The 25325-nt window shown below is 38.5% G+C and carries 26 protein-coding genes; 3 read left to right on the top strand and 23 right to left on the bottom strand.

Going from position 1 to position 25325, the window contains the following annotated elements:
• Nucleotides 1–15: 15 nt before the first annotated feature.
• Complete coding sequence (locus ACYSNQ_RS00080) at nt 16–201, top strand: YjzD family protein (RefSeq protein WP_426080714.1); 186 nt, start codon at nt 16–18, stop codon at nt 199–201.
• Between the two features lie 159 nt (nt 202–360).
• Here ACYSNQ_RS00080 and ACYSNQ_RS00085 read toward each other — a convergent pair whose 3' ends face one another.
• The 3 genes from ACYSNQ_RS00085 to ACYSNQ_RS00095 form a co-directional block, all read right to left on the bottom strand.
• Nucleotides 361–1557, bottom strand: coding sequence for a multidrug efflux MFS transporter (locus ACYSNQ_RS00085; RefSeq protein ID WP_426080715.1), 1197 nt, complete (start codon nt 1555–1557; stop codon nt 361–363).
• Between the two features lie 497 nt (nt 1558–2054).
• On the bottom strand, nt 2055–3461 hold the full coding sequence (locus ACYSNQ_RS00090) for an NCS2 family permease (RefSeq protein WP_426080717.1): 1407 nt from the start codon (nt 3459–3461) through the stop codon (nt 2055–2057).
• Between the two features lie 273 nt (nt 3462–3734).
• Complete coding sequence (locus ACYSNQ_RS00095) at nt 3735–6002, bottom strand: bifunctional metallophosphatase/5'-nucleotidase (RefSeq protein ID WP_426080718.1); 2268 nt, start codon at nt 6000–6002, stop codon at nt 3735–3737.
• 183 nt (nt 6003–6185) lie between these two features.
• On the opposite strand from ACYSNQ_RS00095, the gene ACYSNQ_RS00100 reads away from it, so the two are divergent.
• The gene (locus ACYSNQ_RS00100; protein ID WP_426080719.1) at nt 6186–6992 is read left to right on the top strand and encodes a Cof-type HAD-IIB family hydrolase; all 807 of its coding nucleotides are present in this window, start codon (nt 6186–6188) and stop codon (nt 6990–6992) included.
• A gap of 146 nt (nt 6993–7138) precedes the next feature.
• Here the strand turns inward: ACYSNQ_RS00100 and ACYSNQ_RS00105 are convergent, their stop codons facing one another.
• The 14 genes from ACYSNQ_RS00105 to ACYSNQ_RS00170 form a co-directional block, all read right to left on the bottom strand.
• Complete coding sequence (locus ACYSNQ_RS00105) at nt 7139–8107, bottom strand: AraC family transcriptional regulator (RefSeq protein ID WP_426080720.1); 969 nt, start codon at nt 8105–8107, stop codon at nt 7139–7141.
• A gap of 125 nt (nt 8108–8232) precedes the next feature.
• Nucleotides 8233–8427: a hypothetical protein gene (locus tag ACYSNQ_RS00110; RefSeq protein ID WP_426080721.1), complete on the bottom strand. Its 195-nt coding sequence runs from the start codon at nt 8425–8427 to the stop codon at nt 8233–8235.
• An 11-nt stretch (nt 8428–8438) separates the two neighbouring features.
• Complete coding sequence (locus ACYSNQ_RS00115) at nt 8439–8627, bottom strand: hypothetical protein (RefSeq protein ID WP_426080722.1); 189 nt, start codon at nt 8625–8627, stop codon at nt 8439–8441.
• Nucleotides 8628–8727: 100 nt separating this feature from the next.
• Nucleotides 8728–9381 (bottom strand): hypothetical protein, encoded by a 654-nt coding sequence (locus ACYSNQ_RS00120; RefSeq protein ID WP_426080723.1) that lies wholly within the window; start codon nt 9379–9381, stop codon nt 8728–8730.
• A gap of 168 nt (nt 9382–9549) precedes the next feature.
• The gene (gene speD, locus ACYSNQ_RS00125; protein WP_426080724.1) at nt 9550–11100 is read right to left on the bottom strand and encodes an adenosylmethionine decarboxylase; all 1551 of its coding nucleotides are present in this window, start codon (nt 11098–11100) and stop codon (nt 9550–9552) included.
• A 779-nt stretch (nt 11101–11879) separates the two neighbouring features.
• On the bottom strand, nt 11880–12044 hold the full coding sequence (locus ACYSNQ_RS00130; protein WP_426080725.1) for an N-acetyltransferase: 165 nt from the start codon (nt 12042–12044) through the stop codon (nt 11880–11882).
• A gap of 12 nt (nt 12045–12056) precedes the next feature.
• Nucleotides 12057–12320 (bottom strand): hypothetical protein, encoded by a 264-nt coding sequence (locus ACYSNQ_RS00135; protein ID WP_426080726.1) that lies wholly within the window; start codon nt 12318–12320, stop codon nt 12057–12059.
• Nucleotides 12321–12610: 290 nt separating this feature from the next.
• Nucleotides 12611–12874 carry a type B 50S ribosomal protein L31 gene (locus ACYSNQ_RS00140; protein WP_426080727.1) on the bottom strand — a complete coding sequence of 88 codons (264 nt, stop codon included), beginning with the start codon at nt 12872–12874 and terminating at the stop codon, nt 12611–12613.
• A gap of 98 nt (nt 12875–12972) precedes the next feature.
• Entirely contained in the window at nt 12973–14268 is a 1296-nt protein-coding gene (gene rho / locus ACYSNQ_RS00145) for a transcription termination factor Rho (RefSeq protein ID WP_426080728.1), read from the bottom strand.
• Nucleotides 14265–15542 (bottom strand): UDP-N-acetylglucosamine 1-carboxyvinyltransferase, encoded by a 1278-nt coding sequence (locus tag ACYSNQ_RS00150; RefSeq protein WP_426080729.1) that lies wholly within the window; start codon nt 15540–15542, stop codon nt 14265–14267. Before ACYSNQ_RS00150 ends, rho begins: the two co-directional genes overlap by 4 nt.
• Nucleotides 15543–15793: 251 nt before the next feature.
• Nucleotides 15794–16660 carry a class II fructose-bisphosphate aldolase gene (locus ACYSNQ_RS00155; RefSeq protein WP_426080730.1) on the bottom strand — a complete coding sequence of 289 codons (867 nt, stop codon included), beginning with the start codon at nt 16658–16660 and terminating at the stop codon, nt 15794–15796.
• A 221-nt stretch (nt 16661–16881) separates the two neighbouring features.
• A complete protein-coding gene (locus ACYSNQ_RS00160; protein ID WP_426080731.1) occupies nt 16882–17109 on the bottom strand; it encodes a hypothetical protein in 228 nt (75 codons plus the stop codon).
• Between the two features lie 4 nt (nt 17110–17113).
• Nucleotides 17114–17377, bottom strand: coding sequence for a DUF4303 domain-containing protein (locus ACYSNQ_RS00165; RefSeq protein WP_426080732.1), 264 nt, complete (start codon nt 17375–17377; stop codon nt 17114–17116).
• A 43-nt stretch (nt 17378–17420) separates the two neighbouring features.
• On the bottom strand, nt 17421–18350 hold the full coding sequence (locus ACYSNQ_RS00170) for a YitT family protein (protein ID WP_426080733.1): 930 nt from the start codon (nt 18348–18350) through the stop codon (nt 17421–17423).
• A 265-nt stretch (nt 18351–18615) separates the two neighbouring features.
• Between ACYSNQ_RS00170 and ACYSNQ_RS00175 the strand changes: the two genes are divergently transcribed.
• Nucleotides 18616–19110 carry a YajQ family cyclic di-GMP-binding protein gene (locus tag ACYSNQ_RS00175; protein WP_426080735.1) on the top strand — a complete coding sequence of 165 codons (495 nt, stop codon included), beginning with the start codon at nt 18616–18618 and terminating at the stop codon, nt 19108–19110.
• A 301-nt stretch (nt 19111–19411) separates the two neighbouring features.
• Here ACYSNQ_RS00175 and ACYSNQ_RS00180 read toward each other — a convergent pair whose 3' ends face one another.
• The 6 genes from ACYSNQ_RS00180 to ACYSNQ_RS00205 all read right to left on the bottom strand — a co-directional run bounded on the left by ACYSNQ_RS00180 (nt 19412) and on the right by ACYSNQ_RS00205 (nt 25114).
• Nucleotides 19412–19837, bottom strand: coding sequence for a glycosyltransferase (locus ACYSNQ_RS00180; protein WP_426080736.1), 426 nt, complete (start codon nt 19835–19837; stop codon nt 19412–19414).
• A 183-nt stretch (nt 19838–20020) separates the two neighbouring features.
• Complete coding sequence (locus ACYSNQ_RS00185; RefSeq protein ID WP_426080737.1) at nt 20021–20989, bottom strand: asparaginase; 969 nt, start codon at nt 20987–20989, stop codon at nt 20021–20023.
• Nucleotide 20990: 1 nt separating this feature from the next.
• Nucleotides 20991–23369: an ATP-dependent DNA helicase gene (locus ACYSNQ_RS00190; RefSeq protein ID WP_426080738.1), complete on the bottom strand. Its 2379-nt coding sequence runs from the start codon at nt 23367–23369 to the stop codon at nt 20991–20993.
• 116 nt (nt 23370–23485) lie between these two features.
• Nucleotides 23486–23848: an MmcQ/YjbR family DNA-binding protein gene (locus ACYSNQ_RS00195; RefSeq protein ID WP_426080739.1), complete on the bottom strand. Its 363-nt coding sequence runs from the start codon at nt 23846–23848 to the stop codon at nt 23486–23488.
• A 101-nt stretch (nt 23849–23949) separates the two neighbouring features.
• On the bottom strand, nt 23950–24636 hold the full coding sequence (locus tag ACYSNQ_RS00200) for a Bax inhibitor-1/YccA family protein (protein WP_426080740.1): 687 nt from the start codon (nt 24634–24636) through the stop codon (nt 23950–23952).
• Nucleotides 24614–25114 carry a MaoC family dehydratase gene (locus tag ACYSNQ_RS00205; protein ID WP_426080741.1) on the bottom strand — a complete coding sequence of 167 codons (501 nt, stop codon included), beginning with the start codon at nt 25112–25114 and terminating at the stop codon, nt 24614–24616. The genes ACYSNQ_RS00200 and ACYSNQ_RS00205 overlap by 23 nt, the downstream gene beginning before the upstream one ends.
• Between the last annotated feature and the right edge of the window lie 211 nt (nt 25115–25325).

A 25325-nucleotide genomic window follows, 5' to 3' on the forward strand; every position in this document is an offset into this window, starting at 1 on the left:
AAAGAGGTGCTATTTATGCGCTACATTATTGCATTATTCTGGTCCTTTGTATTAGGACAGGTGGTAGGATATATTGGCGGTGCCTTAAACAACGGCAGCTATGATTTTATGCTTACAACTATTATATCTCTTATTGCCGGCGTTCTTATTCTATTAATTGGTCATTTTGCTGTCCCCAAAAAGAAAACATCTCAGGTATAAAACCAAGATCAGTGGGCAGGATATTCATTGGGATATCCTGCCCACTGCTTTTTACTTACTAAAAATACCTTTAATCTGTCAGCTTCACTGCCTAGCAGTGAGCGGACAGAAAAAACCAGTTACACTAATTGTAACTGGTTTTTGATTGTTTTCAACCGTTTAAATTCGTTTCTTTAAAATTTTTCTGAAATTGAAAACAGATAGGCACATATTCCCCAAAACAAAGCAGGCTGTAGTAATAAATACTGCACTGTAGCCAAGTCCATGGGCTACAGTTGATCCAATCATGGGTCCCAAAACCTGTCCGAAATTGCTGAACATCTGATTATAGCTGTATATTCGGCTGACTCCTTCCGGCGGCGTCAGTTTTCCAATCAAGGTATTGATTGACGGCATTAGAGCACCTGTGGAAAAGCCCAGCATGAAACGTAGTGCACCCAATTGGAAAGGCGTTTGCACAAAGGCCATAGGAACATAGCAGAGAAAAGACAGCAGGAGCCCTCCCAGCAATACTTTGTGATTGCCGATTTTATCGCCTAATTTCCCTAATGAAGGCGAGGAAATAATCGCTGAGACCCCTGCAACAGAAACAATCAGACCACTAACAAAAAGAATATTATCCTGACTGCCGCTTAGTGAACGGACATAAAGTGTCAAAATAGGGCTGATACTCGTTACACCTACTTGCAGAATCAATGTTGTAACAAACAAACCAATTAATATGGAGAGATGGTTCACTCGTGAAAAAACTTCTTTAGTAGACAGTAGGTCCTTCTTCTCCACAGGTTCAAAATCTTCCTTCACCATAAAAATTGTCAGCAATGTTGTAATAAGCAGCACGAAACCTGTAATGATAAATACATTTTCCATGCCAAACCACTGAGCAAGTGCTCCACCAATTGAAGGACCAATTAGATTGCCTGCAACTGCACCAGTAGATAATGTTCCCAGCGCCCAGCCGCTCTTTTCTCGAGGTGCCTGAGAAGCAATCATTGCTGTCGCATTTGGTATGTATCCCGATAAAATACCATTTAAAAAACGCATGATTAGCAGCCAGTAAACATTCGGCACAAATGCCAGAGACCCCATCGTAAAAGTCATGCCAGCTGCTGCCCGAATCATCATAATTTTTCGACCCTTTTGATCGGCTAGATTCCCCCAGATAGGCGCAACTATAGCTGCTGCAAAAGCCGTCACCGAGATGGCCAGCCCAGAGAACAGTTCAATTTGGCTCTTCGGTGTTCCTAATTGTTCTATGTATACTGGAATGAAGGGCATCACTAAACTGATGCTGGCTCCCGTAAAGAAACTTCCCAGCCAGGCAACCATCAGATTCTTCTTCCAATCTATCTTCATTGCCTTCATCACCCTCCTCATATGCTTTTTTCTCTTTAACTATACTCCATATTTAAAAATCTCACAAAATTTTTATTTTTCTGTATCTTAGAATAATAATGTTGTACGGTTATGAGCAGGACAAAAATAAATTCCTAGACTCTTTGTATGCCCGAACCCGAATAAACAGAGAGATAGAAGCAGCTTCTTTGACAATAAGCCTGAATTTAGCAAAAATTTGTGAATCACCAGGTAAGAATCACTCAACATAGAATGTCTAACATTCGTGTTTCCTGTGATTTTCTTTCATACGTTTATTCGATAAAGTTACTCTTAGTCTAAATGAAAGAACCAGAAATAGAACAAGCACTTTCTTTGTTCCAAAATATGTCAATTTATTCAGCCTTTTAATCCTGATAATACAGCTTAATGTAGTATCAAAAAAAAAGAGCGGGCATTTACTGCTTCCGCTCTCATTTTATTAACTATATCAATCCCGAATCGTTCTTCATTTTATATTATAATGTTGCTAAAATAATAAAGTTAATAATAAATAATGCATTAACGACCCAGATAATTGGCGATACTTCTTTTACCTTGCCTTTCGCCACTTTCACTACAGCAAAGAATAAGAATCCAGCAGCTATTCCGTATGAAATACTGTAGCATAGTCCCATAAAAATAGAGGCAAAGAATGCTGGTACGGCTTCTTCTAAATCTGTCCATTCAATATCCTTGAATGAAGCCATCATCATTACACCCACCAAAATTAATGCTGGTGCAGTAGCCTGGGCTGGTACGATGGAAATCAGTGGAGAAAATAGACTACTTAAGGCAAACAACGCTGCTACCACAACAGAGGTTAGACCTGTACGTCCACCAGCACCAATTCCAGCTGCACTTTCTACATAAGTTGTTACATTGGATGTTCCAAAAACAGCACCTACAGAAGTTGCAACTGCATCTGCAAATAATGCTTTATCCATTTTTGTCGAAAGCCCCTTGCTTTCTTCTAATGCAATTTCATCCTCTTTTGAAAAGATTCCTGTCCGTCTACCCGTTCCAATAAATGTTCCAATTGTATCAAATGTATCAGATAAGCTAAAAGCAATTACTGTCATTAAAACTTGTGGAATTTTTGAAGTGTCGCTAAATAGCGACTGCATCCCGTCTTTCCCAAAAGCGGCACCAAAGGTTGTGCCTAACGCTGAAATAGAGCTTCCCAACGAATTTCCCTGCCAGTCAATAGCAGATAAATCAACTACTCCTAACGGAATTGCCAAAAGAGTTGTCAAAACAATACCAATTAAAATCGCGCCTCGAACATTCATAACAACTAGAACAGTCATAATTACTAAGCCCAGAATCGCTAGAATAATTCCTGGATTATTGAAATTTCCTAATGCCGGCACAATACTATCGCCATTTACAGCTCCATTAACTGGTTCAGCCTGTACAGTAAAATCAAGTAGTCCTGCATTCTTGATTCCGACATACGCAACAAAAATTCCAATCCCTCCGCCAATAGCATGCTGTAAGCTTTCAGGAATTGCCCGAATGACCATTTTACGGATTTTTGTAACTGTGATTAGGATGTTCACCAGTCCACAGATAAAGACCATTGCTAAAGCTTGCTGCCAGCTATACCCTAACCCGAAAACCACTGTAAAGGTAAAGAAGGCATTCAGCCCCATCCCCGGAGCTTGAGCATAAGGAACGTTAGCGAATAAGCCCATTACTAATGTTCCGATAATGGAAGCAATAATCGTTGCTAGAAATACCGCCTGAAAAGGCATGCCTGTTTCTGATAGAATCGAAGGATTAACGAATAAAATATAACTCATAGCAAAGAAGGTGGTAATCCCTGCTATCATTTCTGTTGAAACAGTTGTACGATTTTCTTTTAATTTGAAAAACTTTTCCATGAGTGTCTATCTCTCCTTAAAAATAATTCGCATACCTATCGGAAAAAAATAAATAAGAGCAAAATAATCATTTCCAACAAATACCTTTAAAGTATAGGAGATTTTTTTATATTTTTCAACAAAATACTAACGATATACACATTAATTATTTTTAATATTCGTATTTCAAACGTTTTCTCACATAGTTCAATCAAAAACAACTGGTTTAGATAAATGAAAAAACACAGCATTCGAAAAAGTCAAATGCTGCGTTTATTACTCTGCTTTTATAAATTAGGCTCTTCTCTTTTTCAAAAGATAGATAAAGCTTCCTGCTAAAAGAATAGTTCCTATGAACAGGCTACTATTCGCCGTTGCTTCACCTGTATTCGGGAAAGCACCGTTTTCTTTAGTTCCTGTCGTTGCCCCACTAGAGCTGGTTTTCGTATCAGACTTAGTGGTAGTTGACGATGAATCTGTTGTTCCAACAGATCTTTTCAATACATCCAACGGGAAAACCGCACTGTTTAACTCCTCGTCAAGAACCACTGCAGTAATTTTTTCTTTTCCTTTAAGCTTCAACGCAGCTACATCGATTTTAATCTTTCCTTCACTGTCAGCCTTACCAGTTATATCGCCTTTAGGAAGAACATTTTCGCCTGTTGTTGACTTGCTTTTAGGAATATCTCCTGCAAACAACACAATCGTTGCATTTGGCAAGGTCACTCCCTGAAGATACTGATCATCTTCGTACAAAGGATCAAATAAAGTAGCCTTACGAATTATTGCTTCTTTATCTTCCGGCAGAACAGGCGGCTCTACATAAGGAGCTTTTCGATTTTGAATAACCGCTTCGATTGGCTCGCCAACTGCTTCTTTCATCTCAATATAACCAATAAAGGTTTCAGTATCCGGCTGCATTGCGTCAACTAATTTGGCTTGTGTGAATCCAGCAAAGCCGTCGCCTCCGCCAAGTAAAAAGTCATTGATTACAACTCGATATGTTTGTTCACTTTTTAGTTCATTGCCTTTTGCGTCGACCATTGTCTTAACTTTAAATGGCTGTGCAGCATCAGCAGTTTTCTCATATGTGTAAAATAGTCCTGAAATTTGCAGGAAATATTTTTCTTCTTGATCATATTGTTCATTCAGCACTTGTTCGATTTGAGCACCAGTCATTTCTACAATTTGCATGATATTTCCAAACGGCTGTACAGCCTGCGCAGATCCCCAAGTAATTTCACCATTTTCACCAACGATTAAATCCGCTCGAATACCGCCGTTATTTGTCATCGCAAAGTCAACATCAATCCCCTGTGCTTTAGCCATTGCGACCTGACCATCTGTAATTAAATTCCCTAATGGGGATTCTTTATGCTCATTAACCTCACGCAAAATTGCTTCTGACTTCTTAGCTGTTCCGATTTTTTTGCTTGTTACAGCAGATACACGGCTGTCTGCATCGGCAACAACAGCTGCAACAGCTGCATCCGCAGCAGGAACATTTTCGCCTTCCAGTGCCACAGGAGTAACGGTAGCAGCAGGAGCTGTTTCAAAATCTTGTGTTGCGACATCTAGATAGCCGCGAACATCTGCAAAACCTTTACCTTGAGAAGTAGATTGTACAACTCGGGTTTCTCCCACAAGTCCATTTGTATATTGATGGTTGTGCCCCGCTAAGAATACATCCACACTATTTTCCGGATAAAGTTTATTTACTTTAGCCATAATTTCTGCTGCATCACCGGAAATGGTTCCTTCCTTACTAGTAGAAGGAACATGGGCAAGAACGACAATTGCGTTTACCCCTTCTTCTTTTAGTTCACTGGCATAATAAGCAATTGTTTCAGCTTCATCCAGAAAATCGTATTCCTGATAATGCTCTTTTAGAACAAGGTTGGGAATTTCTGTGGTTACAACGCCAATAAATCCGACTTTAACTTTTTGTCCTTCTTCCGTACCAACTTCTTTTACCGTATACGGCTTCCAGCCAAAAGGAATTTGATCATCGGTTCCCTTCTTAACGACATTCCCGACTACAAGCTCTGTCTTGGACGCAACTCTTGGATAATCAGCCAAAATACCATAAGGATCACTTGAAGGTGTACCTCCAGTCATGATACGGTTAAATTCCGCCAATCCTTCATCAAACTCGTGATTGCCCAGAGTTCCCACTGAAAAATTCATTTCATTTAATACTTTAATTGTTGGTTCATCTTGAAGCAGTCCAGAATTTGCCGGACTTGCGCCTACCATATCCCCAGATTGTACACGCAGTGTCTGAGCACCTGTATTTTCTGCTGCAAAAGATGTTTCCGCCTGATTTAAATAACCTGCCAATAAAGCTGCTGTTCCCGTATTGCTGACTTTATTACCGGCATCATCGTAGAATGATCCTGTTGTACTCAATGCACCATGAAAATCATTGATTCCCAAAAACTGAACAGGAATTTTAGTTGTATCCTGATCAACTGCATAAACACCTTGACCATTGCTAAACAAGAAGCCGCCTGCTGCTGCAGATATAAGCAGTAAACGGAACCCCCTATTTCTCTTTTTCATGCATTCGTTCCTCCTTAATAGTCTCACACTTCAGACTATCAATTATTGAAAAGGCTGTCAACAGCAATATGGATTCTTTTTACTTTATAGAGGCTATTCTTGAAGATTTTTACCGAATTAAGCTTGCCATTTCTATTTAGTGTGCTAGACTTAGAAAAAGAAAAATTGGCAGGAGGAAATACTTTGAAAAAATTAATTGCCATCGATTTAGACGGTACTACATTAAACATGAATTCTTTAATCAGCGAAAAAACGGAGCAGACATTAAAAAAGGCTATCGCTCAAGGGCACTATGTCAGTATTGCTACAGGTCGTCCTTATCGCCTAAGCAATCAGTTCTATAAACAGCTAAATTTAAATACACCTATGGTTAATTTCAACGGCGGGCTCGTGCACATTCCCGAAAAAGAGTGGGCAGGAGAACGTTCGTCCAGTGTAGGAAGAGATATTGTTTTTGATATTCTATCACAGAAAAAAGCTCTAAATCTGGATTTTGTTGCTGCCGAGAATAAAGAAACTTTTTTTATTGACAGCTTTGACCATTTTGATTCTGCATTTTTTGCTGCAGAAGCATCAGAAAAAAATCTACTGAATACGACAAATTTGATTACAGATCCGACTTCTCTTATGTTGTGTCCGGCCAAAGATCAGGTTGCAGCAGCGTCAGAAACTCTACTGAAGCAATATGGTGATTTACTGGATATTCGTACTTGGGGTGGTGCCAAGCCGATTCTGGAGGTTGTTGCTAAAGGAATTCAGAAAGCAAAAGGTGTTGCTGAAGTTGCTGACTATCTAAATATCAGCCAAAAAGATATCATTGCTTTTGGTGATGAACATAATGATGAAGAAATGCTGGAATTCGCTGGCTGGGGCGTTGCTATGAGCAATGCCACTGATCAAATAAAAAAAGTAGCCAACGATATCACTGATAAAACCAATGATGAAAACGGACTTGCAGATTACCTTGAAAACTATTTAAGCTTAAACTAATAAAAAGTCAATAGAATATCAGGGAAGTGCACCTCCAAAGTTAGATAGGAAAATCTAACTTTGAAGACGCACTTCCTGCATTTATCGGATAGTTGTCTTTTTTATCTAAATAAAGCTATTCTGGTTGCTCCTATGGATAGCCAATTCTATATTTGTAAGTATTTTTTTACTTTTTTTTCTGTTTTCTTCACTGGTAGATAGTAATCTAAAATGGCACTGGTTTCTCCTTTTTGCTTAGGCGTTTCATAGCGTTCATCTGTGTAAACTTCACACAAAAAATAATTCTCTTCATCTATTTCATATCCCTGTTTACTTATCTCTGCTCTTGAAAGCTCCGGACCACTGGAAAAAACATCATAGTCTTCCCCTTGAACCCAAATTTTCGCTAAGGTACAACTTGGAACGTTGTAAACAGAAAATCCTTCTGGAATTGGCGCATCCAGCTGCATAAACAGCCCAATCACATAAGTAAACATACCCGTATCGTGGTCAACATCCCGAACATAGCCAATGTAATTTTCAACCGATTCTTCCATAATAAATGCTTCGTGCTCAAGCAATTGCTCAAAAACTTTTTCAGCGAAGCAGCGTCCCCAATGCTGGGAAATGCTCTGGGACATAAATGCAGCACGAATCTCTTTTCCCACAAATTTACAAGCTTCAAGTGGTCCAAAATCACTGTAAACCACCTTGGCTTTTTTTACCTCCCCTTCAACAACCCGATAATTTTCCAGCTGTTCAATCATCGCTTCTTCATGAAAAACAATACGGGGATACGGCTTAACTTGTGTATCTCTGTTTTTTCGCAGCATAGACGGCGACACACAATGCTGTTCTTTAAATGCCCGGCTGAAAGCTGCTTGAGAATCATACCCGTATTTAACTGCAATCGCCAGCAGGGATAATGTTGTTTTGCGAATGTCTTCTGCTGCCATCGTCAGTCTTCGTTTACGAATATATTCTGAAAGGGTAATTCCTGTAACAAAGACAAAAATTCTAGGCAACTGCTTTGGTGTGCATTGTGCAATTTTTTCTAATTCCAAATAATCAATCTCTTCCTCAAGATGATTTTCAATATATACCACAACCTGATTCAGCTGATTGAAACTATTCATAATTACCACGCTCCTTTTCCTATAATTACTATAACAAAAGCAGCGAAGCCTTTTTTGATTTTTTTTGTACACTTACTGTAAAAAAAAGACAATTCACTTGTTCTGCGAATTGTCTTTTAGTTCAGTTAGTCTGGTTGTTCACACGCAGCCCAAGCATCAATCTCTACCTTTATTTTAGGAGAGGCCAATGCTTTTACATAGAGCAAGGTCATGCAGACTTCGGTTCCTTGAAGAAAATCATTCAGCAGCTCTGTACGTTCTTTCATATCCATCGGATCAACTAGATAAATAACCAGCTTAGTAATATCTGATACCTTCATATCAGCTGCCTCTAGGTTTTTTTGATGTTTATTAGAGCTTCTTCAAATTGTTTTCCTATGTCTTCTGACAATAAGCCATTCAGTGTCATACCAACTTGACCAGAAAGTGTTAACCAGCGAATATTTCCACTCATCTCTATTTGATGAGTATAGGCTCCTAGTGGCGGGTGGATACCCGCATGGTTTCTTGCTTCTTTCATATTTGACCTCTCCTTTAAAATGCTTATAGTTCAGCATTGTTCTAAAAACCAGCTACTCTTCTATTTCAAACTCTTCAATTCTTATATTCTGACTTTTCATTTAAGAGATAAACATGCGAATCAGATAGAAAACATAACTGATTAACCGATATAGAATATACAATGTAAATAAGTTGCCAACAATCAAGCGGAATAGTCCAGTTGAGCTTGATTTCAAATTTCTCCATGTAAATGCCCGTAAAAAACGTGGAAGCCGGGAAATCCTATTCATTCTTAATCGGTATTTCTCATCATACGTTAGTTCAAGCATATCAAAATAGACAATCTGAAATGGCTGTCTACTAAAGAACGCTTTAACAAATCCCACCAAAAGAGTTAATTCTTTATTATTTGAAGGCAGATTCCTTGAACCTTGTTTGTTGATACGCAGCTTATCACCATTTTCCAATAATACATTATAGGTAAATTCATCTTCTTCAAGCTTTTTTATGGTTCCATTTTCACGATATTCTAGTAAAAACTTGTCATAAATCTCATTAAATTTCAGCCGCTGCAATATGAAAAGCAATAGCATTCCGGCAAATAGAAGGATCAGCACAAGGTTTACCCATAAGCCCTCCGGAAAAAACACGGTATACAAACTAGTAATTAGCAGTGCTGCTGCCATCCCAACAATGCGCTTTAGATAGTAACTATGGTACATCTTTTCCATTGTTCTTCTATAGTAGCTAAAATCTGTATCTGCAAATTTCACTTTGCTTTCCTCCTTCACTCTCATCGATAGGTCTCCTGTGTTGTAAAAGTTATTATAGCATACAGCTTGATTTATCAACTATCCGTATTTAGAAAAACTTCACGGATTTTGAAGAAGGTGTTCTATTGTTTACCTATTTTATCAACGATTTCCCTTGCTAATGACTTTTCAGCTCACATTCCCTCTGATGATACACCGACATTCAATTTCTTTCCCTTCAAACAATGTCAGCAGCAATGAAGTAAAGTGTGATTCTGAAGATAAATCGCTACATACAAATAAATCCACTGCAGCATAGTTTTTTTCCGGCCAGGTATGGATAGTAAGATGTGATTCGGCAAGAATAATCACTCCGCTGACCCCCCAAGGCTCAAATTGATGAAAATAGTGCTGTACTCTGGTGAGTTTACACCCATCTGCAATCTGGAGCATTAGCTGTTCTACTAAAGGAACTGATGTCAGCTTTTCTTTGGGACAGTTTTTCAGTTCAATAAGATAATGTTTGCCAAGAGAATGCTGTTCCTGCAAATCAGGCAGTTTCTTAGTATCTATACGCAAAAAAGTATCATTAGCACAGATTGAACATTTTTTCCTCTTCAATTCTTCGATTGTCATCTCCGTATAGAGACCGACTGTATATTCTTTTCCACAGCGGCAGCATTGATACACAACATTTCGCGGTCGAAGCTCACCAGTATAGATGTAATCCGAGTAAGAACTTTCCGCTAAGACAGCTGGATAACTGTCAATTTGAGTGGTCAGTTCATATAGTGTGCTTACTCCTCCGATGATGGAAGCACCTGAATACTGATTAAAATTAGGTTTAATTTTCTCTATGACGAGATTTTGAAGACCAATCAGCTTTTGAAGTGCCAGCTGATTTTTAGGCGCTTTCTCCCCAAATGATAAGAAAATATGAGCATGTTCCAAGCGGCTGCATGAAATTGCCCTTGATAAAAAGAGCTTGAGTCCTGAAAGTGTGTACGGCGGATCAACATATATATAGTCAAACTGGTTTTTATACTTGCTCAGGGAACCTTCACGAAAATCTAAATGTTGACAGACTATGTCTAAGTCCATTTTCTTTGCAGAGGTATTTATGCAATGAATAACATCAGGCGACAACTCATATACAGTTAGTTTTTCAATTGATTTTGTTCTTCCGGAAGCTTTTAGTTTTTTTATTAACAAACCGACTGCTAGAGAAGACAAATCATCATCCCCTAAAAATAGAATATGTTTATTTATAAAATCAGGCTTTTCTAGTAGTAAAAAGGCCCGCTCAACAATCGTTTCTATTGTAGCAAATGCTTGGTCGTAAGCTACGGCAACACTCGGTCTACCAACTATTCCGACTGTTAGTTCCTCCGCCATTACTTCCTTCAGGCTTGCCTGTTCTTCTTTTGAATCAGTTACTTTCAGATAGTATTCTTTATTAATTGCTGCCCAGCCAAGCTGCTGTTCTACATAGAGTTTACCTTTTCTAGTTAAGCCTGTTCCTACCTTGTTGGACGCTAGACCTAGCTTAACCAATTCCTTTTTTATAGCTGAGACAAGAGGGAGAGGTAATTTTACTTTTCCCGCCAATTTCTTTGTTGAGAGCTGCTTCCTCAGGTACCATTCGATTAAAAGTAAATGAACAACCTCTTCTGATTCTTCCAATTTTGTTTGTTCTTTAATTATCTTTGCTATATTCACTTGTGTCGGTTCTATTTTCATGTGTCAAGAACCATTCCATCCCTTCATTCATTACTTTCGATGAAATGACTATCTACACTAATTTAATGGTTTTATCTATTTATTCTCTGAATACATAAATCCTATTAAAAAACCGAACTTCGTTGTCATTATCCTTGCTTATATTTCAAGCACAGAATCTTTTACAGGAATTACGTAGTTAAAAAATAAAAAAAGACTGCGAAATTTCACAGCCTTCTCCTCTTATTTAACTAGCCTACATATCAGTAAGTGTGTTTAAATTATTTTGAGAATGCAAGGAAATCTATAGATACGCCAAATAAACCTATGTTTTAAGGCTATTAAATTAATCTAGATAGATCTCGTCACACTGCTCAAAAAGCACACCTCAGCTATTTATTCTACTTACTTAACTCAAAATAATTTCCAAACATAATATAACATATTGTTTCACTTTAAACAATGCTGACAACAGCACAGATTTTCTATCGATAAAACCAAAAAGTAAAGCTTCTTCAAAAAAATGTTATTCTTTCAGAAGTTCTATTTATTAAGCCACTTCTTTAAAAAGAGACATAGGATTCTTAGTACTTTGATATGTTTTATCTGATTTTCCATACTGATTAATTCTTACTTAGTGCTCCACAACTTTTAAATTAATTCCAGCTATTGTCAAAAAAATAATTTTTGCATTTAAGACATGTCACTTTGTTCCAACCTATGGAACATGATTGGGTTTTACAATATCGCTCAATTAGTTTTAAGCAGCTAATCTATTGATGGTTACAGTCACTTTCTTTTCATTCCTTACTGATGCTTTTTTCAAAGACAAAAGAATAACTGTCTTCACCATACTTCTTTTGTCCTATTCTTTGAAAACCACACCGTTCATAAAAGCGCTGATTTCTTATTGAATAATCAGGTGTTTCCAAATGCCACAAGTTATAGTGTTCCTGCTGCTCCAACAGCTTCCACGCCTAGAAACCAAATCCCCGACCAATATATACTGGCAGGACACAAAATTTTTCCAAGACTCCTGTTATTCCCTTCACACTAAAACTCATAAACCCAATCTCTGTTTCATCAACAACAATCATATAAGTTGTCACTTGGGAATCTGATAAAAAACGTTCTGCAAGACTTCCGTCATTGTATCCTGGAGGGCCATCCTCATTTGTATCCTTTGTCATTATTTCAGTAATTTGTTCTTTGTCATCAACTGTCGCTTCTCTAAACCTCATTTTGTCTCCCTTTACAAATATGTCTATATTTAGTAGACTCGTTTTTTCTGTATTGATTTGTTTCAGGTATCATTCGCTTGGCTTTTTCAAAGATTAAAGAGATACAGTAGTTAAACAAGACATTCTTTAATAGGAGCAAGGACCCTTTTAGCTCACCACAGAAAGCAGCAAGGAACCTCTTACAGAAGGACTAAATATTTGAAAAAGCTTCAGTACATATACTTAAAACAAAAAAAGACAGACCATCCATAAAGGGTAGTCTGCTAAATCTCGATAGTTCAATGTTCTTATTACTCTGCAGCGTTTGTATCTTTGAGACCGTATTTTTTGTTGAAACGGTCCACACGTCCGTCTGCTTGAGTGAATTTTTGACGTCCAGTATAGAATGGATGTGAATCAGAAGTAACCTCCACACGAATCACTGGATACGTGTTGCCGTCTTCCCATTCAACAGTTTCTTGTGTTGTCTTAGTAGAACCTGACAAGAATTTGAAACCTGTAGTTGAATCCATGAAGACTACTGGATGGTAATCCGGATGAATCTCTTGTTTCATACTTATTTCTCTCCTTTGCCCTGAGTCATTTGCTGAGTCAGAGTTATTTTGTCGATATACAACAGTACAATGATAGCATGTTTTATTTTCACTTGCAATCATCTTTTTAAATTTCTTTTTGGCCCTGACTTACTAAAGGACACATCATGAAATGCACTGAAAAAATCTTGATTGTTTTTCGTTTTACGCAGGAATTTGATGAACTGTTCTGTATACTCAAGTGAGTCCCCTGTCATATTATTCCTTAGCTTCCAGATTTCTTCCAACTGCTGCTCTTCCATCAACAGCTCTTCTTTTCTAGTACCTGATTTCTTAATATCGATAGCAGGGAAAATACGACGTTCTGCTAAGTCTCTGGATAAGTGAAGCTCCATATTTCCGGTGCCTTTGAATTCTTCATAGATGACATCATCCATTCTACTTCCAGTATCCACCAAAGCTGTCGCCAGAATCGTTAGGCTTCCGCCTTCTTCTATATTCCGGGCAGCTCCGAAGAAACGCTTAGGCTTATGAAACGCTGCAGGATCAATCCCCCCGCTTAATGTTCGGCCGCTTGGCGGAACAACTAAATTGTATGCTCTAGCTAGACGAGTGATACTATCCATCAAAATAACTACATCCCGTTTATCTTCTACGAGACGCATCGCACGTTCTAGTACCAGCTCAGAAACTCGAGTATGGTTTTGCGGCTGCTGATCAAAGGTAGATGAAACTACATCTCCCTTGACACTTCGCTCCAAATCCGTCACTTCTTCAGGACGTTCATCAATCAGAAGTAAAATTAGCTCGACATCAGGATAGTTCTCTGTAATTCCGTTAGCTATTTCTTTTAAAACGCTTGTTTTACCTGCTTTTGGTGGAGCAACAATCAGCCCACGCTGACCGAAACCCACGGGTGAAAAGATATCAATCATACGAGTAGATAATCTACCTGGAGTTGTTTCCAAATGAATTTGTTTTTCAGGATACAGAGGAGTCAGCGCTGGAAAATGAGGACGTTGCTTCGCTTCTTCTGGATCTTTCCCATTAACGCTCTCCACGTGCATTAACCCGTAATAACGCTCTGATTCTTTCGGCGGACGGGCCTTACCAGCAACCTTGTCCCCATTTCTCAAACTAAACCGGCGAATTTGTGAAGAAGATATATAGATATCTTCCGCACTAGGACCATAATTGATTGGTCTTAAAAAACCATAACCATCCTGAGAAACAATATCCAGAATTCCCTCCATGAAGAAAAAACCTTGTTTTTCTGCTTGAGCCCGAATCACAGCTAAAGAAAGCTCTTTTTTATTCATTTGACTGTAGTAGGGAATTTTGAATTCCTTTGCATACGCATAGATATCTTTCAGCGTGCTGTTTTCCAGCTCCGCCATCGTCAAGTAATCGCTCATTGATTCACCTCAACCTGTTCAGTCTCTATCATCTGAATATCAGCACCTAATGCTGTCAGTTTTTCAATAATATGATCATATCCCCGTAGAATGTATTCAACATTGTACACAGTAGTTGTTCCTTCAGCCATCAACCCGGCAATTACTAAACAAGCTCCTGCCCGCAAATCAGATGCTACAACCTCTGCACCATGAAGTTTAGCTGGTCCGTTCAACACAATCATATTCCCTTCAACCGAAGCAGAGGCACCCATGCGTACCAGCTCAGGAATATGTTTTGTACGCTGAGCGTAAATTGTATCCATCACTTGACCAGTTCCTACGGCTTTTAGAAGCAACGGGGTCAACGGCTGTTGAAGATCTGTCGCAAAGCCCGGATAAGGATAGGTCTTCACATTAATCATCTTTAAATCATTGGAAGGATGTACCTCAATCATATCCTCTTCAATAGTCATCTTCACGCCTAGTTCCTGAAGCTTTGCAATAAAGCTTTCCAGATGCTCATAAATTACATTACGGACTTTAACACCCTGTCCCATCGCAGCAGCAATGGCTAGATAAGTTCCCGCCTCGATACGATCTGGAATAATCGAATGACGGCAGCCATGAAGCTCTTTCACGCCTTCAATGCGGATTATATCCGTACCTGCCCCCCGAATATTAGCACCCATGTTATTAAGCAGCGTTGCCACATCAATAATTTCAGGTTCGCGAGCTGCATTCTCGATAATCGTTTTGCCTTCAGCTTTAACAGCTGCCAGCATTACATTAATCGTGGCACCAATGGAAACCATATCCATAAAGATTCTCGTACCTGCCAACCCATGGTCTGCTCTCAAATACATGGCACCATGTTCATTAGATACAGAAGCCCCCAAAGCTTCAAATCCTTTAATGTGCAAATCAATTGGTCTTGGTCCAAGATAACAACCGCCGGGAAGTCCTACAACACCTTCTCCGAATTTCCCCAGCAAAGAGCCCATGAAATAATAAGAAGCACGTAAACTGTTTATTTTTCCAGTAGGCATTGGTACTGAAACAATTTCAGTCGGATCAATAACCAGCGTGTTATTTTCAAAGGTTGTTTTGGCACCCATGATTTCCAGAATTTCAATCAAAGAATGAACATCTTGGATATCCGGTACACCATCTAAGGTAACTGGAGAGTCAGCTAAAATCGCCGCTGGGATTAATGCTACTGCACTGTTCTTTGCACCACTGATACTTACTTCGCCTTTTAGAGGACGATTACCGTTGATTACTATTTTTTTCATTATATTTTTCTCACCTAACTATGTCAGAAGTTGAATTCTTTTTTTAATATACCCAGACTATTCTAACATAAGACACATCAATAAAAAAGCAATGATTTTCAAGAATAACAAAAGCCGGCTGCTTATCAATAAAAAAATAGCATGGATAGCGGGAATCTTCCTGAAGTTTACCAGCTGATACACTTCTAATAAGATGAAAAAACTGCTCCAGCTAATAAAAGCTGAAGCAGTTTTCTATCTATCAATTAAACTTATGCTTTGTTTTCTGAACCGAACCATTCGATACGTTGTTCAACCAGTTCAGTAATTGCTTTAGTACCAGGAGCCAATAATTTACGAGGGTCAAAACCTTTACCTTCAAGATCTTTACCTTCTTCAATGTATTTACGTGTTGCAGCAGCAAATACTTCTTGAGCTTCAGTATTTACGTTGATTTTAGATACACCCATTGAGATTGCTTTTTGGATTTGATCCAAAGGAATACCAGATCCTCCGTGCAGTACCAATGGAATATCGCCAACAGCGTCAGCAATTGCTTGTAGGTGATCAAATGCCAAGCCAGCCCAGTTATCTGGGTAAGCACCGTGGATGTTACCAATTCCGCAGGCAAGGTAGTCAATACCAGTTGCAACCATTTGTTTACATTCTTCGATATCAGCTAATTCGCCAGAACCAATAATTCCATCTTCTTCTCCGCCGATAGAACCAACTTCACACTCTACAGAAACGCCTTTTGCATGAGCTTTAGCTACTACGTCTTTTGCTTTTTCGATGTTTTCTTCGAATGGCAGATGAGATCCGTCAAACATAACTGAAGTATAGCCAACTTCGATACATTCTAATGCATCTTCGTATTCACCGTGATCTAAGTGAAGTGCTACTGGTACAGTAATACCCATAGAATCAACTAAATCTTTTACCAAGTCGTAACATACTTGATAGCCGCCCATGTATTTAGCAGCACCCATTGATGTTTGAATCAGTACTGGAGCTTTTTTCGCTTCAGCTGCTTCAAGAATAGCTTTTGTCCATTCTAAGTTGTTTGTGTTGAATCCTCCAACACCGTAGCCGCTTTTGCGAGCTGCTTTAAGAAATTCTGTTCCTGATACTAATGGCATAAAAAATTCCTCCTAAGTTTTAAAAAACCATATTTGTTAAGGACACTCCTTAACCAACAGATTCATTTTAGCAGATATTTTGGTACTTTTCTACTAAAAATACCTTTTTCAGAAAATTTTATACACCTTTTCACAAAGTTATTATTTGAAAAAAGAATATTTTAGTAATACTTCCTATTTTTCCAGGGTTTTCAGTAATTCTAACGCTTTTGTCCCCTTGTTCATTTTTTTAATAGAGCCAACAAACATCTCATCCATGTAGTCGCGTCAGACATCGTTACGGAAAAAATCACGTTTTCTTTCTCATAGCCTTGCTTTGTAAACAATGTTTTCGGCACAGCTTCAAGTGCTTCATTTATTGTATCAATCAGCGTAAGAGCGAATGCCCATTTTTCATCTGAGGGTCGTGTAAAATCAGTTACCTCATCATTATCAATAATCGCAGACAAGTTTCTATATAATTAAGTATTGAACGCTATCAGAAAAGGGCCATTCTGTCGGCAGCCACCGTTTGTATTCTTTTTCTGACTCCGACTTGACCTGTTCATCCATAAATTCTTTTGTAACAAAGGCTGCGTACATCCCATAAAAATCGTCTGTCGTTATAAAAGAAACCCCGTATACCTTTTGGCTTTCGTTATACGACAGTATTTCTTCCAGCAGCTGCGGCATACATGCTGTCAATGCTTTTTTGAAAATCATTTGTTCTTTACTCATAAAAAAACTCCTCAAAGGCTATAAAAATTCATCTATTCTCATTTTACTTGATTCTATGTTTTTTTAATTCAGGAAAATTTCCAGTACTTTTAAATACTCTCTGCTCATCTTCGTTAGCAAACCGGCCTAAGACCGTTTGAGTTGGTACAATATTCATAAATGCATTTTCATCTATTGAGTGAACAATCTGCTCTAAATCATATAATTCATAACGGGTTATAACCATCATAATCATCTGTCCCTCAGCCTTAGAATACCCGCCAACTGACGGCAGCAGCGTCATCCCTCTCACCATCTGTTCTGCTATTCCCCGCACCACAATCTCTGGATTTGTGGTGACAATCATCGCAGTCACCTTCTGATGACTAGTATGCAGCGCATCAATCACTTGGGTCATACAATAAATTGAGATAATCGTATATAATGCACTTTCCCAGTTAAACAGAAAACCCGCAATTGCCACAATAATGCTATTCAACATAAAAATATATTTTCCAACTGTTTTTCCTGTTGTTTTAGATAGAACTAAGGAAATAACATCCATTCCCCCAGTGGTAAATCCCATTTTTAAAGAGAGACCCGCCCCTATTCCAATCAGTACGCCCCCGACAATCGCGTTCATCAGCGGGTTATCGGTAACAGTATACACTGGAAAAATCATGGTTATAACCGAAACACAGGCAACATTCATAAAACTAAAAATCGTGGCTTCTTTCCCAAGCTTTAAAAAACCTAAAATAAAAATCGGCAAATTCAATAGTAGAATGAACAAACCTGTGTCTATTGTGATGGAAAAATGACTGTATAGAAGGGTGGCCAGTATTTGCGCAATCCCATTCATTCCTGCTGAAAAAACTTTAGCTGGAATTAAAAACAAATTTAAGCCCATTGCCCCAGTGATTCCGGTAATAAGTATAACGAAAATCTTTTTGATAAATTCTCCCTGTTTATGAGACACAAGCTCTTTCCCCATCTTTTTCGCTCCTTCAATAATCATTTTATAAAAAAACTGATACTATCCCCATTCCAATTATATGTTTTCCCAAGATTTTCGCAATGTTTTTATGCTGAATCAAACAATCTTTTTTTCCTCTCAGGTTGTCCTTTGTTTAGCCAAGCGCCCACTGTTTTTCTATCTGCAAAAATGTTGTTTTTTTGTTTCTTTTTTTCAAAATCTCTTGTCGTATCTTTCTTTCATTGTTACTATGAAAGAACAATCAAAAACAGGAGGTTATCAAATGGCAGCAAAAGAAGCAAGTTTTGATGTGGTCTCTGAAATGAACATGGAAGAAGTAAAGAACGCCATGCAGATTGCGCTAAAAGAAATTAAAAACCGATTTGATTTTAAAGGTTCCCTTGTTGATATCAAATTGGAAAATGATCGCTTGGTGGTTGTTTCAGATGACGATTACAAGGTAGAACAGGTCAAAGATGTACTCTTCAGCAAACTGATTAAACGCAATGTACCTACTAAAAACATTCAGTTTTCAGAGAGCGAAAAAGCACTTGGCGGTACAGCCAGACAGTATGGAGAGCTAATTAGCGGCATTGATAAAGAGAATGCTAAAAAAATCAACGTAGCTATTAAAAATTCAGGTTTGAAGGTTAAATCCCAAATTCAAGAAGACAAGATTCGAGTAACAGGGAAAAACCGTGATGATTTACAAAAAGTCATCGCATTGCTCAGAGAGCTTAACCTTCCAATTGAACTGCAGTTTATTAACTATAGATAAAAAATTAGCAGCAGACTGTAATAAAAGCGATCTATCTTAAGAAAAAAGCCGGAATACACTGAAATCGTATCTTAGCATCGATTTCAGCGTATTTCGGCTTTTTATAGGCTGTTTTTGTACTCTCCTTCGGATTTAGAATCAAAAAAAGAACAGTCTCCAATTTTTCTACACTTGCTTTACACTTTCAGACATTGATTGTTTCTTTAGCTTCATTTTTCCAAGTCATCATTCTTTAGGTATAATCAACCAAATCAGTCCTAACACCGCTGTAAACAGAATCACTAGAAAAAACCACATCAGATCACCTCATTTTATATATGAAAACAGCGTCAATACAGTTGCCGACAGTAAAAATAGACAAGTTACAACATAGAAAAATGATAGTTTGTGTATCCGCTGCTTGTATCTGTGCAATTAACTGCTGAATATCTTCAATACTATGCTGCCCATCAGAATCTGCAGTAACAACTGCTTCAACTTCAAGGAAGTTATCTATAATTTCCTGAAAACCAGCTTTTAAAGCGTGACCTTTTCCTTCATTTGTTTTATACGAGCAGACCTTTACTCCTTGAAGCTGCTCCAGCTTTTGAAAAATCGGTCGATACTTATTCCCGCTCCCATCATCAACTACAATTATTGTTTCACTGAGCTCTTCCCTCAGCTGCTGGATGAATAAAACAACCTTCTCTTGAGGCTCATAACTGGGAATCACGATTGCTGCTGCCATTTCGTCACCTGCTTTTCTTTTAATCTTAGGAAAAGCTTACCCGCAGGAACTTAAAACGAGCTTAAATAATTTTACAAAGTAGAACAGACCTACATGTCATACAAAAAAAGCCGCACATCTGTCATTTCGACAAGAGCTGCAGCTTTCACTATAATCGATAAATTTTTACGTCCTATAAAACTATTACTCTCCCGCTAAAAACAGCTTTAAACAACCATCATTTTTCCCACTGTTTAATCCAACCATTAAACGAATACGTGCCTTCTGTCCATTTAAACCTCTGGCAAAAATCACACCACGCTTCTTCAGTTCTACTCCGCCGCCTTCATACGCATAAATATCCTCAGCGATACCATTAGAACAGCGGGAAACTAGTACAATAGGAATTCCTCTATCAAGGATAACCTGTAGCTCCTTCAAAACAGCTGGAGGTAAGTTCCCCGCACCCAACGACTCAATTACAATACCACTAAGTGATTCAGTATTGACCAGCTGAAAAATCTGCCCATCCATTCCTGCATAAGCCTTAATTAAATGAACTTCTCCTGCAACAGATTTGATATCACAGACCTCTTCCGGCATTACTTCTTTAGTGAAGAAGGTTTTGCCCTTGGTCAGCATACCTATGGGACCAAAGGTTGGCGTTCGGAAAGTTGCTACATTTGTTGTATGGGTTTTTGTCACATATTTTGCCATATGAATCTCATCGTTCATTACAACAAGAACGCCTTTATTTTTTGATTCATCGGAAGCGGCTGTCCAAACGGCACTTATAAAGTTATAAAGTCCATCACTACCGATTTCATTGCTGGAACGCATCGCTCCTGTTATAACAACAGCAATTTTCTTTGGCACTGTCAGCTCTAAAAAGTAAGCTGTCTCTTCCAGTGTGTCTGTTCCATGGGTAATAACTACACCGTCAATTCCTTCTTCAATCCCCAGCATTATTCGTTCCTTTAGCTCAAGCATCCGTTCCAGCGTCATATGAGGAGAAGGGAGATTAAATATTTCTTCTACAATCAGTTCAACCTCTCCTTGAAACAGTTCATTTTGGTTCATCAAGGGATTCTCATCACTGAGGATGACTCCACCGCCGGCATCTTTAGCCATTGAAATTGTACCACCTGTATGCAAAACAAGGATTTGCTTCATTTTATTCTCTTCCTCCCGTATCATTTTTATCAGTTTTCTGCCAAAAGGTCTCAATATTTTTTTCTAAATGATGAACGCTCGGCTGAATCTGGGCACGGTACCAGTGAGGCGGTGTTAAACTTCGATAAGAGGGGCCTGCAAAACGCTGATCCAATAATAAAACAACACCTAAATCCGAAGCATCGCGAATCACTCTTCCTGCTGCTTGAAGCACCTTGTTCATTCCAGGAATCTGATATGCATACTGAAAACCCAGCCCTTGTTCATCATAATACTCTTTAATTAACTCTTGTTCTTCGTTGATTTGGGGCAAGCCTACACTAATAATAGCCGTACCAATCAAACGGCTGCCCTTTAAATCGATTCCTTCTGAAAATACACCGCCAAGTACACAAAAGCCAATCAGCGTTTCATCAGGGTCAGACTGGAACTGCTCCAAAAACCGTTCTTTTTCCACTTCATCCATTTCCGTCTGTTGAATTAAAGTCCGGACATCCGGATTCTTTAGTACAAACGCATCATAGACCATATCCAGATAAGCATAGGATGGAAAGAAAAAGAAGTAGTTGCCCTTTTTCTGTTTAATCATCACTGTCAAGCTTTCAACAACACGATTTAAGCTGTTTTGCCGTTCCCGATAAGTTGTTTGAACATAATTGCTGATTAGCAGCAGCTGATTTTCTTCCGGGAAGGGATTTGGAATACGGTATGTTAAGCCTTCCTCCCCGCCGCCGAGTACTTCCTTGTAGTAATTCAGCGGAGTAAAGCTAGCTGAAAAAAGAATACTGGCATTGGCCATTCCCAGCTTTTGTCCTAACAAGTACGATGGGTCTAAGCAAAACTGCTTGACCATCAACGTATGATTTTTCTGCTGAATATACGTGCAGTAGTGATCATCATAGAATTCACTGATTTTCAGATAATTAAGCAAGCTGAAATAGATTTCTAGAAATTGATTTAGTTCTGGGAGCTCTTGATTCTGGGGCAACCACTCCCCAATTTTTTCTGTCAACCGAAAAATCTGCTTCACTAGACTGTCGATAGCTGCCGACTGTGAAATGAACTCTTTTTTCTCTTCATTGCAGAAGTCATCCAGCTTATCAAACTCATCTATCACTTTGTTTACCGCTCTGGTTAGCGTACGATTTTGCTTTCCTATCAGTTTCTTCATCCTAAGCAGCTGACCTTTAGAAAGTTCAGCAGAATACATCTCCCTTGAACGGTTCACCAAATTATGTGCTTCATCAATCAAAAAAGTATATTCTTTTTTGATTCCCTCTTCAAAGAAGCGCCGCAAGTAAACGACTGGGTCGAAGACATAATTGTAATCGCAAATAATCAAGTCACACCATAAACTGATGTCCAGAGAAAACTCATACGGACATAGCTGATGCTTCTGCGCATATGTTTCAATCGTTGCTCTTGTAAAACGGTCCTCATGATGGAGAATGTCCCACAAGCCTTCATTCAGTCGGTCATAGTAGCCTGCGGCAAACGGACAATGCTCTGGTGTACAATTTCGTTCTGTGAGAAAACAGATTTTATCTTTAGCAGTAATCGTCAGACTTTTGATTTTCAGATTTCTTCTGTTCATTGCTTCGACTGCATCTTCTGCAACCTGCCGCGTAATTGTTTTAGCAGTTAGATAAAAAAGCTTCTCAGCCTTGTTTTCACCAACTGCTTTAAGGGCTGGGAAAAGTGTTGAGATTGTTTTTCCTGTTCCTGTAGGCGCTTCGACAAATAAGCGTTGTTCACTGAGAATTGTTTTATACACAGCGACAGCAAGCTCCCTTTGCCCTTTTCGATACTCTTCATAAGGAAAAGGCAAATTCCTCAAAGATTGATTTCGAACTTCCCGCCAGTTTTCACTAAAAATCAGCCAGCGTTCATATTCTTGTAATAACTCTTCAAAAAAAACAGTCAGCTCTTCTTGAGTGAACGTCCTTTGTTTCTTCGTTACTTCTTCTGTTGTGGTTTGAAAATAGGTCAGCTGTAAGGTGATGCTCTCCAGATTTTCCTGCTGACTATAGATTGCACCATAACATTTTACTTGATGCCAATACATCGCCAACTGTTCCTCATACAGGTCCTCAAAAGCAGCTTCTGATGTTTTGATTTCATCAATTACGGTTTGTTCTTCTTCATCAGTAAATAGACCATCCATCCGGCCTTCAACGAAATATATTTTATTGTTCAGCGTTACTTCTTTTGAAAGCTTCACTTCTTTTTTATATGCTTTACCGGCTTCCTTTTGCAGCTTGCGGTGAATTCTTGCTCCTTCCTGAGCCGTATGGCTGCTGGTCTTTCGAGCATCAATACTGCCTTTACGCAAAATAAATTCAACAAGCTTCCGGATTGGAATCTTTTCTGAATCGAACATTCTCTCGTCACCTCATAATCTCTCTTATTATAAAACATACGTTCGCAAATAGAAAGGTTTAACTCATAAAAATAAGAGCGTCTGGGAAAATACCTCAGTCGCTCTTATTTCTACTATTAACTCAATGTTTCTCTTATTTTTTTCGGTAGTTTAGCAACAATCAGCTCGTACGATTTTTTCATCATTGCCAGATATTCCCCTTCTGTTAATGTACTATCCTTTAGAATAATCGAATTCCAGTGGGTTTTATTAGTGTAATAGCCTGGAACGATAAATTCATACTGCTCTCTCAGCAATTCGTTTTGCTCAGGAACTCCCTTAAACGTAAATATTTCTTCTCCTTCTTTGTTTTTGCCCAACATAGCAAAGAATTTGCCGGCAATCTCAAAGTAGTCACATTCCCAGCTTTCGCGATAATAGACTGAAGCACCAGGTAGTTTCTCTGCTTCTGTTTTGATTTTTTCTTTCAATGCCTCCATTTGACTCCTCCTTTGTTTTTTTTCATATTCCCGCAGCTATAAAAATAAACAACAAGACAGAAAAGCATCCTACGACACTTTTCTGTCCAAAATTCAACGAATTATTTTTTGCTAAAAATACGTAAAAACGCAAGAAACAGATTAATAAAGTCTAAGTATAACTGCAATGCTAGATACACTGCAATCCCATTTCCTGCTGTTCCATTACTTTGGAAGTAGACGTTGCGGATACGTTGATTGTCATAGGCTGTCAGACCTGAAAAAACCAGCACCATAATAATTGAGATGATGTATTCCATCGTTCCGCTATGGAATAGGAATGTATTTAAAAGCAACGCAATGATAATCCCGAATAACGCTGTATACATTGCCCGGCCCATTCCTGATAAATCTTTCTTCGTTAATACACCAACCAGTGCCATACATCCAAATGTTGAAGCAGCACTAATAAAAGCGGAAACGACAGTTGCTTCTGTATACGCCGCCAATGTTATCGCCAGCGTTATACCATTCAACACTGAGTATAGAATGAAGCCGCCGATTGCTAAGGACGGATTTTTTGCAGCTCTTACGCCTAAAAAGATAACCAATGCAATTTCAGCAATCCAAAGTCCCATTAGCGCATAATTGTATTGACTCAAGAAAACAATAACTTCCCAAAAATACACATCCAGTACTAGATAAGAGATAAATGCACTAACTGCAATCCCTAATCCTAAGAATCCATAAATTTTTGCATAAAACTTGTTCAGACCTTCCTGAACATTAGCTGTTTCCATTTGATTCATTTAATACCCCTTCTTTCCTACTCTTTTCTTCTAAGTCAACGTGCTTCGGCGGCTGTACAATCACTACAGCATCCAGCACACGATTCTCTTCCTCATTTACGGCCTCAATAGAAATCGTTACCACATCCTTCATTTTATCAATCTTGATAACTTCAAAATGAAAGGTCAGTGTGTCGTAATGAAAGACTGGTTCCAAAAAATTAACAGAAAAATTCACTACATGGGAGCCTGGACCAGGCAAGTGCTTTGAAATAGCGCTTGTGATGATTCCCATCAACATGATCGACGGTACGATCGGCTTTTGATACTCCGTTTGCTGGGCATAGTCATGTTGGATATAAAGGGGATTGGCATCATTCGTCAGGCCTAAATAAAGCAGAAGATCTTTATCTTCAATCGATTCTGTTAAGGATAACGAATCGCCTTCCTCGATATCTTCGATGGTTTTGCCTAATTTTCTCGGTTTTCCGATGTTCAAATTAGTACACCTCCATTAATGATATGATAATTGTACCAAAACCAGTGCAAAAGGCAAGTATAAAAAGACATTACTAAAGCAAGCTTTTCTTAAAAAGTAATAGAAAAAATGAATATATATCGTCCTAGTTACTAATAAAATCCAAACAGAAGCATGACTTCATAGAGAATTACCTTGTTTATCAAAAACATATTTTGGTTTTTGTACTATT

The sequence above is a fragment of the Enterococcus sp. LJL51 genome (assembly GCF_054871795.1).

Bases quoted from the DNA above. Each gene is read 5' to 3' on its own strand.
- ACYSNQ_RS00080 (WP_426080714.1), top strand. From the start codon at position 16: ATGCGCTACATTATTGCATTATTCTGGTCCTTTGTATTAGGACAGGTG.
- ACYSNQ_RS00085 (WP_426080715.1), bottom strand. From the start codon at position 1,557: ATGAAGATAGATTGGAAGAAGAATCTGATGGTTGCCTGGCTGGGAAGT.
- ACYSNQ_RS00090 (WP_426080717.1), bottom strand. From the start codon at position 3,461: ATGGAAAAGTTTTTCAAATTAAAAGAAAATCGTACAACTGTTTCAACA.
- ACYSNQ_RS00095 (WP_426080718.1), bottom strand. From the start codon at position 6,002: ATGAAAAAGAGAAATAGGGGGTTCCGTTTACTGCTTATATCTGCAGCA.
- ACYSNQ_RS00105 (WP_426080720.1), bottom strand. From the start codon at position 8,107: ATGAATAGTTTCAATCAGCTGAATCAGGTTGTGGTATATATTGAAAAT.
- ACYSNQ_RS00110 (WP_426080721.1), bottom strand. From the start codon at position 8,427: ATGAAGGTATCAGATATTACTAAGCTGGTTATTTATCTAGTTGATCCG.
- ACYSNQ_RS00115 (WP_426080722.1), bottom strand. From the start codon at position 8,627: ATGAAAGAAGCAAGAAACCATGCGGGTATCCACCCGCCACTAGGAGCC.
- speD (WP_426080724.1), bottom strand. From the start codon at position 11,100: ATGAAAATAGAACCGACACAAGTGAATATAGCAAAGATAATTAAAGAA.
- ACYSNQ_RS00135 (WP_426080726.1), bottom strand. From the start codon at position 12,320: ATGAGGTTTAGAGAAGCGACAGTTGATGACAAAGAACAAATTACTGAA.
- ACYSNQ_RS00140 (WP_426080727.1), bottom strand. From the start codon at position 12,874: ATGAAACAAGAGATTCATCCGGATTACCATCCAGTAGTCTTCATGGAT.
- rho (WP_426080728.1), bottom strand. From the start codon at position 14,268: ATGAGCGATTACTTGACGATGGCGGAGCTGGAAAACAGCACGCTGAAA.
- ACYSNQ_RS00150 (WP_426080729.1), bottom strand. From the start codon at position 15,542: ATGAAAAAAATAGTAATCAACGGTAATCGTCCTCTAAAAGGCGAAGTA.
- ACYSNQ_RS00155 (WP_426080730.1), bottom strand. From the start codon at position 16,660: ATGCCATTAGTATCAGGAACAGAATTTCTTAAAGCAGCTCGCAAAAGC.
- ACYSNQ_RS00165 (WP_426080732.1), bottom strand. From the start codon at position 17,377: ATGAGTAAAGAACAAATGATTTTCAAAAAAGCATTGACAGCATGTATG.
- ACYSNQ_RS00170 (WP_426080733.1), bottom strand. From the start codon at position 18,350: ATGGGGAAAGAGCTTGTGTCTCATAAACAGGGAGAATTTATCAAAAAG.
- ACYSNQ_RS00175 (WP_426080735.1), top strand. From the start codon at position 18,616: ATGGCAGCAAAAGAAGCAAGTTTTGATGTGGTCTCTGAAATGAACATG.
- ACYSNQ_RS00180 (WP_426080736.1), bottom strand. From the start codon at position 19,837: ATGGCAGCAGCAATCGTGATTCCCAGTTATGAGCCTCAAGAGAAGGTT.
- ACYSNQ_RS00185 (WP_426080737.1), bottom strand. From the start codon at position 20,989: ATGAAGCAAATCCTTGTTTTGCATACAGGTGGTACAATTTCAATGGCT.
- ACYSNQ_RS00190 (WP_426080738.1), bottom strand. From the start codon at position 23,369: ATGTTCGATTCAGAAAAGATTCCAATCCGGAAGCTTGTTGAATTTATT.
- ACYSNQ_RS00195 (WP_426080739.1), bottom strand. From the start codon at position 23,848: ATGGAGGCATTGAAAGAAAAAATCAAAACAGAAGCAGAGAAACTACCT.
- ACYSNQ_RS00200 (WP_426080740.1), bottom strand. From the start codon at position 24,636: ATGAATCAAATGGAAACAGCTAATGTTCAGGAAGGTCTGAACAAGTTT.